Source organism: Naasia aerilata (genome assembly GCF_030296595.1).
Lineage (GTDB): Bacteria > Actinomycetota > Actinomycetes > Actinomycetales > Microbacteriaceae > Naasia > Naasia aerilata.
This window is the reverse complement of record NZ_AP027731.1, coordinates 1,887,739-1,901,699: the sequence shown is the minus strand read 5'-3', so window position 1 is coordinate 1,901,699 and position 13,961 is coordinate 1,887,739. Positions and strand designations below refer to the sequence as shown.

The window sequence follows — 13,961 nt, the reverse complement described above, 5'->3', positions numbered from 1 at the left end:
AGGGGCCCGGACGCGATCGTCCGGGCTCCTCCCCGCTCACCTCCCCTCACGCCAGGAAGGCGGCAATCGATGATCTGGGTCAGCTCCCGCTGGAAGATCCTCCTGATGGTCGCCCCCGCGGTCGTCCTCTTCACGATGTTCGTGGTCTACCCGGTGCTCTACTCGGTGTGGTTCAGCTTCACCAAGTTCCAGGGCTTCGGCACACCCGAGTTCATCGGGTTCGGCAACTACGCCGCCCTCGGCCAGGACCCCTTCTTCTGGCAGGCGCTCCAGAACACGGTCGTCATCCTGGTCGTCAGCCTCGTCCTGCTCATCCCGCTCTCCTTCGCGCTCGCCCTCCTGCTGCGCAGGAAGATCCCCGGCGGCGGGGCGCTGCGGGCGCTCGTCTTCGGGCCGGCCATCATCGCGCCGATCCTCGCGGGCCTCATCTGGGTCTTCATCCTCGATCCGAAGATCGGGCTGATCAACCGGCTCCTCGCCGGCATCGGAGTCGCGCCCGTGCAGTGGATCGGCGGCGACACCCTGACCCCCTACGCCATCTCTCTGGTCTTCATCTGGAGCAGCATCGGCTTCGCGATGACGATCTTCTACGCCGGTCTGCAGCTCCTCCCCGGCGACGTCATGGAGGCCAGCGCCCTCGACGGCGCCACCGGCTGGCAGCAGCTGCGCTTCGTGACGATCCCGATGATGCGCGAGACCTTTGCGATCGTCACGGTCCTGCTCATCACGAACATCTTCAAGATCTTCGAACTCGTCTACATGCTCACCGGCGGCGGGCCCGTCCACCGCTCCGAGACATTGGTCAGCTACATGTACTTCGTCACGTTCACCAACCAGCAGTACGGCTCGGGCATGGCGATCGCCGTCATCGTCACCGTGCTCGGAGCCATCGTCTCCGCCGGCTACCTCGCCCTCGCCCGGCGCGGGAGGACCGCATGAGCGCCGCCGCCCCCGTCACCGACGAGATCCGGCCCGCCGCGGAGACTGCGCAGTTGCGCGCCCCGTCCTCCCGCGGGCCGTGGGCGCGACGGGCACGGACGACGAGCATCGTCGCCGGCGTCGCCGCCTACCTCGTCACGTTCCTCATCATCCTGCCGCTGCTCTGGATCGTCCTGCTCTCGTTCCAGCCGAGCTCGAAGATCCTCGGCGACCCGTTCTCCTTCACATCCCTGACGATCCAGAACTACCTCAACGCCCTCACGTCGCTCCCGCTCGTGCAGATGTACGCCAACACGTTCCTCATCGCGATCATCTCGGTGACCGTCGGCGCGGCGGTGTCCTTCATGGCCGCGTTCGCCCTCACCCGGATGATCTTCCGGCGCAAGGCGGGTCAGTCCTCGCTGCGGTTCTACCTGCTCGCCGGGCTCGCCGTGCCGGTGTACATCCTGCTGTTCCCGGTCTACCGGCTCGACCTGACGCTGGGGATCTTCGGCACCTACGCCGCCCTGATCGTGCCGTACATCGCCGTGTCGATCCCGTTCAACACCCTGCTGCTCACCGGCTTCCTGCGCGACTTCCCGGGCGAGATCGAGGAGGCGGCGATCATCGACGGAGTCGGCCTCTGGCGGCTCTGCTGGAGCGTCGTCCTCCCGCTCATGCGCCCGGTGATCGCGACGATCCTCATCTTCAACGTCGTCTACGTCTTCAACGAGTTCCCGTTCGCGTCGATCCTCATCAACGATCCCAACATGGTCACCGTCTCGCTCGCGGTGTCGCGATTCCAGGGCCAGTACACCGTCGACTACGGCGGCATGATGGCGTCGGCGACCCTCGTGCTGCTCCCCCAGCTGGTCATCTATGCGCTCTTCCAGCGTCACGTGATCGCGGGGATGACCGTCGGAGCGGTGAAGGGCTAGCGGCGCGAGACCCGTGCCGCCTCTGTGCGCGAGCACCGGGGCGACGGGTGCGGGGCCAGACGGCCCATACCCGTCGCAGGAGCCCGGGACGTGGCCGGTCCGATGCCCGCGGCGCTACCTGGGGACTGAGTCCGCAACCTCCGGTTCGCCCGTGGCTAGAGCTCGGCCGGCGCGCACGAGCGAGACAGCGACCAGCGTGGCGGCGACCAGGCCGAGCACAACGCCGTTGATGGCGATGGTCGCGGAGACGCCGAGGAGCCCGCCGAGCACTGCGACGAGGACACCCGAGCCCATCCGGGACCCCAGGCTCGTCATCGAGTAGACCCCCATGAACGCGCCCCGCCGCGCCGACGGCGCCCCGAGCTGGACCACGGTCTGCGAGGTCGACTCGGACGCGAGCGACGCGATCCCGACGACGAAGAGCGCGGCCACGGAGAGCAGGAGATCGCGCGACAGCGCGAACGTGATGGCGGCGACGGCCAGCACGACGCCGAAGGACGCCGCCCCGACCGGGGACGGAGCCAGCCGGCCCACCCCTTCGAGCAGCAGGCCGCCCGTCACGGCGCCGGCCGCCGTAGCGGTGAGCAGGAGGGCGTATCCCACACCGGATCCGTCGCTGCCGAGCAGCTCACCGAACTCGGGCAGCAGGGTCATGATCGCCATGCCGATGAGCAGGCCGATCGCCGCCTGGAGCAGCAGCACCGTGGAGATCGCCTTGTAGCGCGGCACCTCCCCCAGCACCGCGAACGCACCGCGCAGGCTCGGCCGCGCGACCGACTCGGTGCGGCGCCGATGCCCGGTCGCCGGCGTCACGAAGAGATAAATCAGGAAGGGCACATAGAGGACGACATTGACGAAGAGTCCGACGGCCGGCCCCACCGTGGAGAGCAGGACAGCGCCGATCGCGGGCCCGACCAGCTGACCGAGTGAGATCCCGGTCGCCAGGAGCCGCACCCCGCTCGGCAGGTGCTCCGGTCCGACGATGTCGTAGATCATCAGCTGGTCGGCGGGCCGCCACAGAGCGCTCGCGAAGCCGTGCAGCAGCAGGAGAAGGACGCAGTGCCAGGGCTGCAGCGTGTCGGTGGCGAGCAGCACGCCCCAGATGATCGAGGCGAGGGCGAACATGCCGAGCGCTATCTGGATGATCCGGCGATTGTCGAACCGGTCAGCAAGCCCGCCGAACAGCACGCCGAAGAACAGGTGCGGAGCCCAGTGCGCGACGATCGCGAACCCGGCGAGCAGAGGCGAGTGGAAGGCCTGCCACATCGCGAGGTAGGTGATCGCGTGTTCCGCGTTGTCGCCCGCCATGAGGAGCGTGCCGCCCGCCAGGAGCCCCTTGAACGACGGCGCCCGCAGCGCGGCGAATCTCACCAGGTCAGCCTAGGCACCGGTCCCCGTCGCCGCGCCGGATGCGACCGAGACCTGCACAACGTGCTTGCCGTCCGCGGCTCTGGTGTTGGTGGCGAACGCCGCGTCACGCCTCATTCATGTGAAAGGGCCAGGAGTCCTTGTTCGCCCGACCCGCCACGTCGTACTGTCGAGCACCCGAGCGGGCTCCCGCCTGCATAATTTTTACGGCCAGACCCGAGGCCACCCATGCGAACCCCCGCCACCGCGCGCCCACCCCGCCTCGCCGGGGAGTCGTCTTCGCGCTCGGGCTGACGGTGGCTCTCGGCCTCGCCGGTGCGGCTGCGGCTGCCGCGGTCGACAGCGGGCCCTCGCCGGAGATCGTGCCTCTGGCCCTTCCCGCGACCCTTGCTCCCACCGAGCCCGGCACACCGATTCGCCCGACGCTCAAGGCTGCGGCGCACACGGTCGCCCATGCCACGACGGCGCCCGGAGCAGAAGCCGACGCTCAGCCGGCTGCCCAAGCGGACGGGGGCGACACCGCCACCCATTTCCTCGCGCGGTGGCCGTTCGCGGGTCCGGTGCGGATCTCGGACGGCTTCGGCCCCCGAGTGCCTCCGTGCCCGCGCTGCTCGAGCTTCCACCAGGGCACGGACTTCCTGCCGGGCGATGGCGCGCCCGTCTACGCCATCGCTGACGGCATCGTCCGGAATGTCGAGGACAGCGGTGGGCTCGGCGTCCATGTCGTGATCGAGCACACGGTCGACTCGCAGATGCTGACGAGCACCTACGCGCACATGCGGGTCGGATCCGTCCCGCTCACGGAAGGCCAGACAGTCGGCGCCGGCGAGATCGTCGGCCGCGTCGGCAGCACCGGGTGGTCCACCGGCCCGCACCTGCATCTCGAGGTGCGGCTCGACGGCACCCAGGCGATCGACCCGTACGGCTGGCTTCTGAGGCACGCCGGCCCGCCCGGCGACCGTGCACCCGTCATCGTGGACGACGCGCCTGATGCTGCCGCACCGGGCGGCGAGTCGACCACTCCGGGTCCCGCTCCCGTGGACTGGGGCTACGAGCCGCCCGATGCGAACTCGCTCCAACAGCCTGGCGAGCTGACCGCGATCGTGGCGACCGAAGGATCGTCTGCCGAGGTCGTGCCCGTGGCCTCGACGTGCGGCGGGACGACCTTCCGGCTGGTCGGACACTTCCCCGACGTGACGGAGGTGCTCGTGGGCTCGGCACGGGTCCCCGCGACCCGGGCGGCAGACGGCACCTTCTCCTTCGCCGCTCCCGCGGGCACGGTGACGGTGACCGCCGCGAGCTCGGAGGGTCTCCTGATCGGCAGCCCGACGCTCACCTACCGTGCGGACACGTCCTGCACTCCCGCGGCGGCCCCGGCCGGCACTCCCCCGCCGGCACCCGGCGCGACTCCGACGCCGACGCCCACGCCGACGCCGACGCCGACGCCGACGGTCCTGCCCACGCCCGTCACCACACCAGAGCCCAGCCCGAGCGTGGTCCCGGCGCCCAGCCCGACCCCGGGAGCAACCGGGCCCGCTGCACCGGCCCCGACGCCTGCACCCAGCCAGACTCCTGACCCGACTCCGACGCCGCAACAGACCGTCGCCCCGACTCCCGAACCGACGGCCACCACGAAGCCCGTCGCCGGCACCACCCCGTCGTCCAGCGCCATACCGGCACCGGGCGCCTCCCCCTCACCGAGCCCTACCCCCGACGCGGGCCAGGGCTAGCGCGCACCTGGGAGACGCACGTCAGACCTGCTCGCCCTCCCGGTGCAGCTCCTCGGTCCGCGCCCAGGAGGCGAGCAGCCGCAGGCGCTCCGCGGAGGGCGAGCCCGGCTCCGCCGTGTAGACCATGAGCACCATTCCGGGCTCCGCCGTGACCGACAGCTCCTCGTAGGCGAGCACGAGCTCCCCCACCACCGGATGGGTGAAGCGCTTCGTGCCCGTGCCATGGGTCCGGACGTTGTGGGCTCCCCAGAGGGCGCGGAAGGTCGCGCTCTGAGTGGAGAGCTCCCCGACCAGGTCCTGCAGGCCCCGGTCGTGCGGGTCGCGGCCCGCCTCGGCCCGCATGATGGCCACGCACATCTCGGCGAACATGTCCCAGTCGGGGTAGAAGTCGCGGGAGGCGGGATCGAGGAACTGGAAGCGCGCCAGGTTGGGAGTGCGCCCGCCGTCGCCGATCACGGGTGAGTAGAACGCCCGGCCCAGCGCGTTCATCGCCAGGATGTCCTGCTGGGAGTTGCGGACGAAGGCGACCCCCTCGGTGATCGCCTCGAGCGCCCACTGCAGGCTGGGCCGGGACCCGCTCTGCCTGGTCGGCCGGCGCCGCGGGCGGCCCGAGGTTGGGATCCCGTCGGCCGCTCGCGCGAGGTCGAGCAGGTGCGCACGCTCCGTGTCGTCGAGCTGCAGCGCGCGGGAGATCGCCTCCAGCACCGAGCCCGACGCTCCCGCGATCGAACCGCGCTCCAGCTTGGCGTAGTACTCGACGCTCACGCCGGCGAGCGCGGCGACCTCGCTGCGCCTCAGCCCCGGAACGCGGCGGTGAACGCCGGAGGGGAGGCCGGCCAGCTCGGGGCTGACGCGAGCGCGCCGCGACATAAGGAAGTCGCGGACCTCGGATCGGTTGTCCATCCCGTCAGGGTAGGTCCCGGTGCGGGCCGGTGGGGTGCCCTGCCGGTACACCCTTCAGCAGGGACTCCCCGTTCCCCGGCTGCCGCGTTGACTCGATGCGATGACCTTCTCGACTGTCGGATCCGGCACGCTTCCGCTCCCCGCCTCCGTCCCTCGCCGTCTGCCTCTGGCCGCGCTGATCGTCCTGGCGCTCATCGGGTTTCTCCTGGTGTCGATCGAGACGATGCCCGCTGGGCTGCTTCCGGACATCGCGGACGGCATGAGCACGAGCGAAGGCACCGTCGGGCTCTTCGTGAGCGCCTACGCACTCGGCACCATGATCGTCACCGTTCCGGCCATCAGCCTCACCCGGCGGTTCCGGCGGCGGCCCCTCCTGCTCGCCGGTGTCGCCGGCCTCGCACTGGGCAACACGGTGACCGCGCTCTCCTCGGACGTCGTCCTCTCGCTCGTCTCCCGATTCGTCGCAGGCTCGTTCTCCGGCATCCTCTGGGGGATGCTCGCCGCCTACGCCCTGCGGATCAGCCCACCGACGCGCTCGGGGGTCGCCCTGTCGATCATGTCGGTCGGCGCGCCGCTCGGCTTCGCGTTCGGCACCCCTCTGGGCGCGTGGATCGGATCCGTCACGGACTGGCGGTGGTCCTTCCTCGCCTTCACCGGCCTTGCCATCCTCGTGACCGGGCTCGTGCTCTTCGTCGTGCCCGACGCCGGCGGCCAGCCCGCCGCGGCGCAGCTTCCGCTCGGCCGGGTCTTCGCCCTTCGCGGCGTCCCCATCGTCCTGGCCGTGATCGCCGTCTGGATGCTCGCGCACAGCACCATTTACACGTACGTCGCCCCCTACCTCCGCGCCACCGGGACGGGCATCCCGCCCGAGCTGATGCTCCTCGTCTACGGGCTCGCGTCCCTCCTCGGCGTGGGCCTCACCGGCGCCCTCCTCGACCGGCACCCGGCACCGCTCCTGCACCTCAGCGTCGCGGCGTTCGTCGCCGCTGCGGCCGTCCTCCTGGTGGCCCACGCGTTCGCTCCCGCGCTGCTGGTCGCCGCAGCGCTGTGGGGCGTCAGCTTCGGTGGGGCATCCGCTCAGCTGCAGGCCGCGCTGACCGTGTCGGGCGGCGAGAACTCCGATGTCGCGAACTCGTTCCTGCCGGTCGCGTTCAACCTCGCCATCTTCGGCGCGGGGATTCTCGGAGCGGCCCTGCTCGTCCCCTTCGACGGCCTCGCGCTGCCGGTCGCCTCGATCGGGCTCGGCCTGGTCGCGCTGCTTCTCACCTTCTCCGGCCGCAGATCCGCGTTCATCCGGCGCTGACGGCTCGGCGACCTCATCCATCTCGCTCAGAAACAACGAGGAACACCATGCGTGGAGTTCTCATGCACGCTCCCGGCGACGTTCGCGTCGAGGACCGGGATCGCCCGGCGCTCGTCGAGCCGACCGATGCGATCATCCGGCTCACCGCCGCCTGCATCTGCGGGTCGGACCTGTGGCCCTACCGCGGCATCGGGCAGGACACGTGGCCGGTGCCCATGGGGCACGAGTACGTGGGCGTCGTCGAGGAGATCGGCGGCAGTGCGGGACATCAAGGTCGGAGACTTCGTCGTCGGCTCCTTCTTCGCCTCCGACAACACCTGTGAGATCTGCAAGGCGGGCTACCAGAGCCACTGCGTGCACGCCCAGCCGGGCGCCGCGACCGGATCCCAGTCGGAGTACTGCCGGATCCCTCTGGCTGACGGCACCCTCGTGGCCGTCGAGGGCGACCCGAGCCCCGAGCAGATCAAGAGCCTTCTCGCGGCGTCCGATGTGCTCGGCACCGGCTGGTTCGCGGCGGTCGCCGCCGAGGCGGGGCCCGGCAAGACCGTCGCGGTCGTGGGTGATGGCGCCGTCGGTCTGCTGGGGATCCTGGCCGCGAAGCAGCTCGGCGCGGAGCGCATCATCGCGATGAGCCGTCACGCTGACCGGCAGGCGATGGCCCGCGGCTTCGGCGCCACCGACATCGTCGAGGAGCGCGGCGACGAGGGCGTGGCGAGAATCAAGGAGCTCACCGACGGCCTCGGTGCGCACTCCACCATCGAGGCGGTCGGCACCCAGGAGTCGATGATCCAGTCGCTTCGCGCCACTCGCGCGGGCGGCCACGTCGGGTACGTCGGCGTCTCGCACGAGGTGGAGCTGCCGGGGCTCGAGCTGTTCTTCTCCGGCGTGCACCTGCACGGCGGACCCGCGCCCGTGCGCCACTTCCTCCCGCACCTGATCGGGCTCATCATGAGCGGGGAGGTCGACCCGGGGAAGGTGTTCGACCTCACGCTCCCGTTGGAGCAGGCCGCCGAGGGCTACGCGGCGATGGACGAGCGCCGGGCCATCAAGGTTCTGCTTCGGCCATAGCCGCACACGAGGAGAAGCTGCACCCGCAACAGGAGAGGAAGAGCGCATGAGCACGGAACGCCAGCCGAAGTCGCCCACCGCGAAGGGGCCGGCCGAGTGGTTCACCGGAGACGTCTCCTTCAACGTCTACTACGCCGGCACCGAGCCATCCCGGGCCCGGCTCAATCTGGTGAGATTCACCCCCGGCGCCCACACGGCGTGGCACCGGCACGCCGTCGGCCAGACCATCCCCCTCTTCATCGAGGGCCAGTAGGGCCGGCGCAGGCAACGAGTTCGCTGACGCTGCCAGCAGAGCATCCGCTTCATGGCGTGGACTCAGGTAGGCCTCGACCTGCTTCCAATCCGGACAGATCCACCGACGCAGCACCACCGACGTTCCAGCGCCGAATGTGACTTCGTGAATTGCGCTCGTCGACCCGCCATGCAGGAAACGCACGGCGATGTCGGCGGGCACCGCCGAGCCCATCGCGTCGGCGACCCACTGCAGGGTTTCTTCACTTGGTCGCGCTGCTCGCATGCCGACCCAGTCGGGCGGTGGAACCACTCAGCACCCCGACTCACAAGATTGAAGAACCTACGAAGGAAGGAAGCAGTTTTCTCCGACGGTGTCCTCAAGCGCAAGTGGGGCGCGGTTCCGCTCGGCTCATGGACGACGGTCCCTCGAAGCGATCGTGTGCGGCGCGACATCCGCGGCGCCCCACGGCGCCCAGTGCGAGCGTGACCTTCAGGAGGCGCAGAAGAGCTGAGCCTCGCCAGTTCCGGTCGGACTCACACTTCCCGCGGTAGCCAGCCCCGAGTACCCAGCCACCGCTCACATAGCTCCCGCCAGACGACCGCCCCGAGGGGCACATCGCGTATTCCGAGGCCGTGCCCACCTTCCGCGAAGACGTGGAATTCGTGATTGACACCGGCCCGTGCGAGAGCCGAAGCCAGCCGGTAACTGTGCTCGACGGGGACCGCGTCGTCGGGAGCCGTGTGCCAGATGAAGAAGGGCGGCGCCTGCGGTGTGACCATCCGGTCCACCGATGTCTGGGCGCGCAGGTTGTCCGCCGGCTCGTCTCCGAGCAGGGCGCGGCGCGACCCGGCATGGGTCTCCAGTTCCATGGACACGACGGGATACCCGAGAACGACCGCATCCACCCTCTCGTCTGGCCGGGCGCCCGGCGCCAGGGCGGCGGAAGCCGCTGCATGGCCACCTGCCGAGAACCCCATGAGGCCGATCCGCTCCGCGCCGGCCTCTCTCACCCTTCGGATCTCGGCGCGGATGGCTTCGAGCGGAAGGGGATGGCGGCTGTTCACCGGGTATGGGCAGACGCTCGCCGCAACCCCCGCCCTCTCGAGCCACTTCTGGACCGGCTCTCCTTCGTGGGCGGCCAGGTCTTCGTACCCGCCACCCGGCAGGACGAGGATGTGGTCCCCGATCACGACTGCCTCGCGATCCGAACGCGTCCGCCCTCCGCAGCGATCGCCGACCTTCCGGGGAGCACCACGCCCCAGCCGTCCGGCACATCAGAGGTCGCAGTGACCTCCGTATCAGTCCAGTTCACCTCGAAGCTCGAGTCGCTGCCGTCGGGACGAGTAACCCGGACGGTTCGGGAACCGCTTCCAGGTCCAGGGAAGACCCGGAGATTCAGACCCTCCAGATAGTCGTAGTCCGGTCGCGTGGTCACTGCTCCGACGGGGATGACAGATCCATCGGGCACGTACAGAGGCAGGGAGTCGAACGCATGGTGCTCCCTACGCCATCCGCCCTGCTCGACGCGCGCGCCGGTGAGGAATGAGGTCCATCCGCCTTGTGGCAGGTAGAACTCCACAGCCCCATCGGCCCTCAGGACCGGCGCGACCAGGAGCGAAGGGCCCAACATGTACTGCCTGTCGAGGTAGGCAGCGCCGGGATCATCGGGATAGGCGAGCGCCATCGGGCGCATGACCGGGAGGCCCCGCTCGGTGGCGACACGGGAGGTCTCGAAGAGGTACGGCATCAGCGCCATCTTGAGCCGCGCGAAACGTCGCGTGATGTCGACCGATTCCTCGTCCAGCGACCAGGGCACGCGGTAGCTGTCGCTGCCATGGAATCTGGAGTGACTCGACAGGTACCCGAACGCGATCCATCGTTTGAACACCGCGGGGTCGGGAACGCCCTCGAAGCCGCCGATGTCGTGGCTCCAGAAGCCGAAGCCTCCGAACGCGAGCGAGAGCCCTCCCCGGAGCGTCTCCGCCATGGAGTCGAAGCTCGACGTGCTATCGCCGCCCCAGTGCACGGGCATCCGCTGACCGCCGACGGTCGCCGATCGGGCGAACACGATCGACTCCCCCGGATGCACCTCCTCCAGCACTTCATCGACGGTCGCGTTGTAGAGCTGCGTGTAGTAGTTGTGCATCGCATCAGGGTCGGCTCCGGAATGCCAGACCACGTCCACGGGGATCCGCTCGCCGAAATCGGTCTTGAGAGCGTCGACCCCCTGGCGCAGCAGCACGCGGAGCTTGTCCTGGTACCAGGCGGTCGCCTCCGGGTTGGTGAAATCGACGATCGCCATCCCGGCCTGCCACTTGTCCCACTGCCAGACGGTGCCGTCCGCACGCCTCAGCAGGTAACCGGCGTCGCGCGCTTCGTCGAACAGCGGAGACCACTGCCCGACGTAGGGATTGATCCAGACACAGGTCTTCAGACCTCGATCGTGCAGACGTCGGAGCATGCCTTCCGGATCAGGGAAGACATGCGGGTCCCACTCGAAATCGCACCAGGTGAATTCGCGCATCCAGAAGCAGTCGAAGTGGAAGACGCTCAGCTGCAGATCACGATGGTCCATTCCATCGATGAACGACGTGACCGTCGCCTCGTCGTACGCGGTCGTGAAGCTCGTGGACAGCCAGGTCCCGAAGGACCAGGCGGGCACCGACGACGGCCTCCCCGTCAGGGCGGTGTATCGCTCGAGGACGCCGGCGGGGTCTACCCCGTCGATGACGTAATAGGTGAGCTGCTGCCCGGCCACGGCGAACTGGGCCCGCTCCACCGCCTCGGACCCGATCTCGAAGGCGACATGTCCTGGATGATCGACCAGGACGCCGTACCCGCGATTGGAGATGTAGAAGGGCAGGTTCTTGTAGGCCTGCTCGCTCGAGGTTCCCCCGTCGGCGTTCCAGATCTCGATCGATTGGCCGTTCTTCACAAGGGGCCCGAACCGCTCACCGAGCCCGTAGACGAGCTCCCCGACTCCGAGGCTGAGCTGTTGCACGAGATAGGTTCGATCGCCCGCTGCCCGAGGACCCTCCGGACGTTCGAAGCCGCGCTCGCCGAGACGAGCCTCATCCCTCACCGACATCAACGCAATCGATTTGGGGCCGCTTCGGGTCAGCTCGATCTCGTCCCGCTCGAAGACCAGCTCCCACGGAGCCCCGGCCCGGATGCGTGCGGTGAGCCCGCCAGAGCGGAGGAACGCCTCACCATCTCCCACCTCCACCGTTCCCCTGTCCGGCTGGGCTCCGACCAGGTCGAACCCGGCGGAACGGACACCGCCCCGGTGGTGCTCGACGGTCACACCGATGACACCGTCAAGCGGGGAATGGAGGGTCAGTGTCAGAGCGGGCCTGTTGAGAGTGTCCCCCGTGTCGTGATCTCCTTGGTCGGCGCGAGCACCTGCAGCCTGTTCCCGATGTGCCGGAACTCGTAGGCCTCGCTGGCGTACAGTGCCGTCACCCCATCGCGCAGCTGCCAGAAGCCATCTGTGAACTTCACGCGGAGTCCTCCCTGAGCACGACGACCTGGCCTCCGGCCACCTCTATCCCGTCGTCGTAGCTGGTCCCGGTGACGAGATCGGTTCCCCGCGCCTCCGCGCGCAGCGGGCGATCGGTCTGGTTCATCAGGAAGAGGTAATTAGCCTCCTTCCTAGTCGGCGGCGAACCGCCAGACCCGTGTCGACGCGGACGGCAGGCGTCAGCCCGAGCTCCGCTGCAAAGCGATCCAGGAACGACGCGGAGGAGTCCTCGTCGAGCAGCGTGTTGACGTACGTCGCGGTCCCGTCGCCCGTCCTCCGGCGGGTGATGGCAGGGCCGCCGGCGGCGACTCCGTCCCGGTATGCCGCGAGGACTTCCGCACCCGAGGTCTCGGTCGTCTCGGTCCACGATCGTCCGACCCAGCCGTTGTCAAGACGAACCAGCGCGCTGCGGGAGAGGGTGCACCTCGTCGCTGACGGCTCCGAGCAGCTCTCGGAAGGCCCCGGGATATCCCCCTCCGCGGACGCGCATGGTCTCGTCGACGATGCCGGAGCCGAACGAGACGAGCACATGTCCTCCCGCACGCGCGAAGGCGGCCAACCGCGGTTCCAAGTCATCCGCAGTCAGGAAGAGGTACGGCACAAGGACTGCCTCGTACCCGTCGAGTCGGGCATGCGGCGTGATCACATCCACGGTGAAACCCCGCTCGATGAGATGGCGGTGCCAGCGGTGGGCGAGTTCGTAGGGGTCGACTCCAGACGTGGGGCCACGGGTCGCATGAATCGCGTGGATGGCCGTCTGGTCAAGAACCAGAGCGATGCTTCCCTGCTCGACGGAGGTGCCGCGTACCTCGGCGAGTTGCTCCAACCGGGCCCCCAGCTCTTCGACCTCACGGAAGATGCGTGAGTCCGCCCCGCGGTGGGGAACGATGGCGGAGTGGAACTGCTCGGCGCCGGCTGTCGAGGCCCGCCACTGGAAGAACATGACCCCATCCGCGCCGTGCGCCACATGAGTGAGGGAGTCGCGCGCGAGGTCCCCGGGAGCCTTGGCGTGATTCACCCCCTGCCAGTTGACGGCGCTCGTCGCGTGCTCCATGAGCAGCCAGTTGCCGCCCGATGCGACGCCCCGAGTGCGGGACGCGCTGAACGCGAGCTCCGCCAGGCGATCTGGATTCCCGCCGAACGGATAGTGGTCGTTCGCCACGAAGTCGACCGCGCCGGCCCACTTGGCGTAGTCCGGCAGATGTCCGGTGCTCATGATCATGAAGTTGGTGGTGACCGGCACCTCGGGCGTCACGTCACGGAGCACCGCCCGTTCAGCCTCGTAATGCGCGAGCAGGGCGTCGGAGCTGAACCGGTCGAAGTCCAGCAGGAGACCGGGGTTGTGGGACGTCCTCGCCGTGCGGGGAGGCTGGATCTGGCCGAACGAGGTGTAGGTGTGCCCCCAGAACGCAGTGCCCCACGCGTCGTTGAGCCGGTCGATCGTTGTGTAGGTCCCTCGCAGCCACTCCCGCCACGCGTTCCCCGTCTCGTCGCTGTAGCAGTAGGCGTTCTCGTTGCCGAGCTCGTTGCTGACATGCCACAACCGCAGGGCCGAGTGCGACGCGTACCGCTCGGCGAGCGCGCGGACCATCCGGAGGGCATAGCGGCGGAACACCTGCGAGCTCGGCGACCATCCCAGCCGGCCGCCTGGGCCGGTGCGCACGCCGTCGTCCGAGACGGTTCCGATTTCGGGGTGCTTCTGCCAGAGCCACTGCGGCGGAGCGGCGGTCGGCGTGGCGAGGTTCACCCCGATGTCCGCGTCCGCGAGAGCATCCATGATCCGGTCCAGCCAGCCCCATTCGAAGACCCCGTCGTCGACCTCGAGGAGACCCCAGCTGAAGATCCCGAGATTGACGTTGGTCACGTGGGCGCGCTTCATCAGCAGGATGTCGTCGGCCCACGTGCTCTCAGGCCACTGTTCAGGGTTGTAGTCGGCCCCGAAGACGAGGCGGGGGCCGGCGATCGATATCTCCATGAG

At 69.1% G+C, this 13,961-nt stretch carries 10 protein-coding genes and 3 pseudogenes; 6 read left to right on the top strand and 7 right to left on the bottom strand.

Annotation, left to right across the window (positions count from 1 at the left end):
• Positions 1-69 precede the first annotated feature (69 nt).
• Entirely contained in the window at positions 70-939 is an 870-nt protein-coding gene (locus tag QUE51_RS09970) for a carbohydrate ABC transporter permease (protein WP_286276245.1), read from the top strand.
• Positions 936-1,856: a carbohydrate ABC transporter permease gene (locus QUE51_RS09965; protein WP_286276244.1), complete on the top strand. Its 921-nt coding sequence runs from the start codon at positions 936-938 to the stop codon at positions 1,854-1,856. Before QUE51_RS09970 ends, QUE51_RS09965 begins: the two co-directional genes overlap by 4 nt.
• A gap of 114 nt (positions 1,857-1,970) precedes the next feature.
• Here QUE51_RS09965 and QUE51_RS09960 read toward each other — a convergent pair whose 3' ends face one another.
• Positions 1,971-3,227 (bottom strand): MFS transporter, encoded by a 1,257-nt coding sequence (locus tag QUE51_RS09960; protein ID WP_286276243.1) that lies wholly within the window; start codon positions 3,225-3,227, stop codon positions 1,971-1,973.
• A 137-nt stretch (positions 3,228-3,364) separates the two neighbouring features.
• Between QUE51_RS09960 and QUE51_RS09955 the strand changes: the two genes are divergently transcribed.
• A complete protein-coding gene (locus tag QUE51_RS09955; RefSeq protein WP_286276241.1) occupies positions 3,365-4,954 on the top strand; it encodes a peptidoglycan DD-metalloendopeptidase family protein in 1,590 nt (529 codons plus the stop codon).
• A 21-nt stretch (positions 4,955-4,975) separates the two neighbouring features.
• Here QUE51_RS09955 and QUE51_RS09950 read toward each other — a convergent pair whose 3' ends face one another.
• Positions 4,976-5,857, bottom strand: coding sequence for a helix-turn-helix transcriptional regulator (locus tag QUE51_RS09950; RefSeq protein ID WP_286276240.1), 882 nt, complete (start codon positions 5,855-5,857; stop codon positions 4,976-4,978).
• 100 nt (positions 5,858-5,957) lie between these two features.
• On the opposite strand from QUE51_RS09950, the gene QUE51_RS09945 reads away from it, so the two are divergent.
• From QUE51_RS09945 to QUE51_RS09935, 3 genes and pseudogenes are all read left to right on the top strand, one after another.
• Positions 5,958-7,160 (top strand): MFS transporter, encoded by a 1,203-nt coding sequence (locus QUE51_RS09945; protein ID WP_286276239.1) that lies wholly within the window; start codon positions 5,958-5,960, stop codon positions 7,158-7,160.
• Between the two features lie 47 nt (positions 7,161-7,207).
• A pseudogene (locus tag QUE51_RS09940) lies at positions 7,208-8,228 on the top strand (zinc-dependent alcohol dehydrogenase family protein).
• A 46-nt stretch (positions 8,229-8,274) separates the two neighbouring features.
• Entirely contained in the window at positions 8,275-8,481 is a 207-nt protein-coding gene (locus QUE51_RS09935) for a cupin domain-containing protein (RefSeq protein ID WP_286276238.1), read from the top strand.
• Positions 8,482-8,996: 515 nt separating this feature from the next.
• Here QUE51_RS09935 and QUE51_RS09930 read toward each other — a convergent pair.
• The 5 genes and pseudogenes from QUE51_RS09930 to QUE51_RS09915 all read right to left on the bottom strand — a co-directional run bounded on the left by QUE51_RS09930 (position 8,997) and on the right by QUE51_RS09915 (position 13,958).
• Positions 8,997-9,653, bottom strand: coding sequence for an alpha/beta hydrolase (locus QUE51_RS09930; RefSeq protein WP_286276237.1), 657 nt, complete (start codon positions 9,651-9,653; stop codon positions 8,997-8,999).
• Positions 9,650-11,964, bottom strand: a pseudogene (gene yicI, locus QUE51_RS09925) (alpha-xylosidase). The gene QUE51_RS09930 and the pseudogene yicI overlap by 4 nt, the downstream one beginning before the upstream one ends.
• The gene (locus QUE51_RS18390) at positions 11,961-12,305 is read right to left on the bottom strand and encodes a Beta-galactosidase C-terminal domain (RefSeq protein WP_434017266.1); all 345 of its coding nucleotides are present in this window, start codon (positions 12,303-12,305) and stop codon (positions 11,961-11,963) included. The pseudogene yicI and the gene QUE51_RS18390 overlap by 4 nt, the downstream one beginning before the upstream one ends.
• A pseudogene (locus QUE51_RS18385) lies at positions 12,224-12,451 on the bottom strand (beta-galactosidase trimerization domain-containing protein); the annotation flags it as partial. The gene QUE51_RS18390 and the pseudogene QUE51_RS18385, both read right to left, overlap by 82 nt.
• A complete protein-coding gene (locus QUE51_RS09915) occupies positions 12,372-13,958 on the bottom strand; it encodes a beta-galactosidase (protein WP_286276235.1) in 1,587 nt (528 codons plus the stop codon). The pseudogene QUE51_RS18385 and the gene QUE51_RS09915, both read right to left, overlap by 80 nt.
• Positions 13,959-13,961: the final 3 nt, after the last annotated feature.

Coding starts and splice junctions, on each gene's coding strand:
- QUE51_RS09970 (WP_286276245.1), top strand. CDS start 70: ATGATCTGGGTCAGCTCCCGCTGGAAGATCCTCCTGATGGTCGCCCCC.
- QUE51_RS09965 (WP_286276244.1), top strand. CDS start 936: ATGAGCGCCGCCGCCCCCGTCACCGACGAGATCCGGCCCGCCGCGGAG.
- QUE51_RS09950 (WP_286276240.1), bottom strand. CDS start 5,857: ATGGACAACCGATCCGAGGTCCGCGACTTCCTTATGTCGCGGCGCGCT.
- QUE51_RS09945 (WP_286276239.1), top strand. CDS start 5,958: ATGACCTTCTCGACTGTCGGATCCGGCACGCTTCCGCTCCCCGCCTCC.
- QUE51_RS09935 (WP_286276238.1), top strand. CDS start 8,275: ATGAGCACGGAACGCCAGCCGAAGTCGCCCACCGCGAAGGGGCCGGCC.
- QUE51_RS09915 (WP_286276235.1), bottom strand. CDS start 13,958: ATGGAGATATCGATCGCCGGCCCCCGCCTCGTCTTCGGGGCCGACTAC.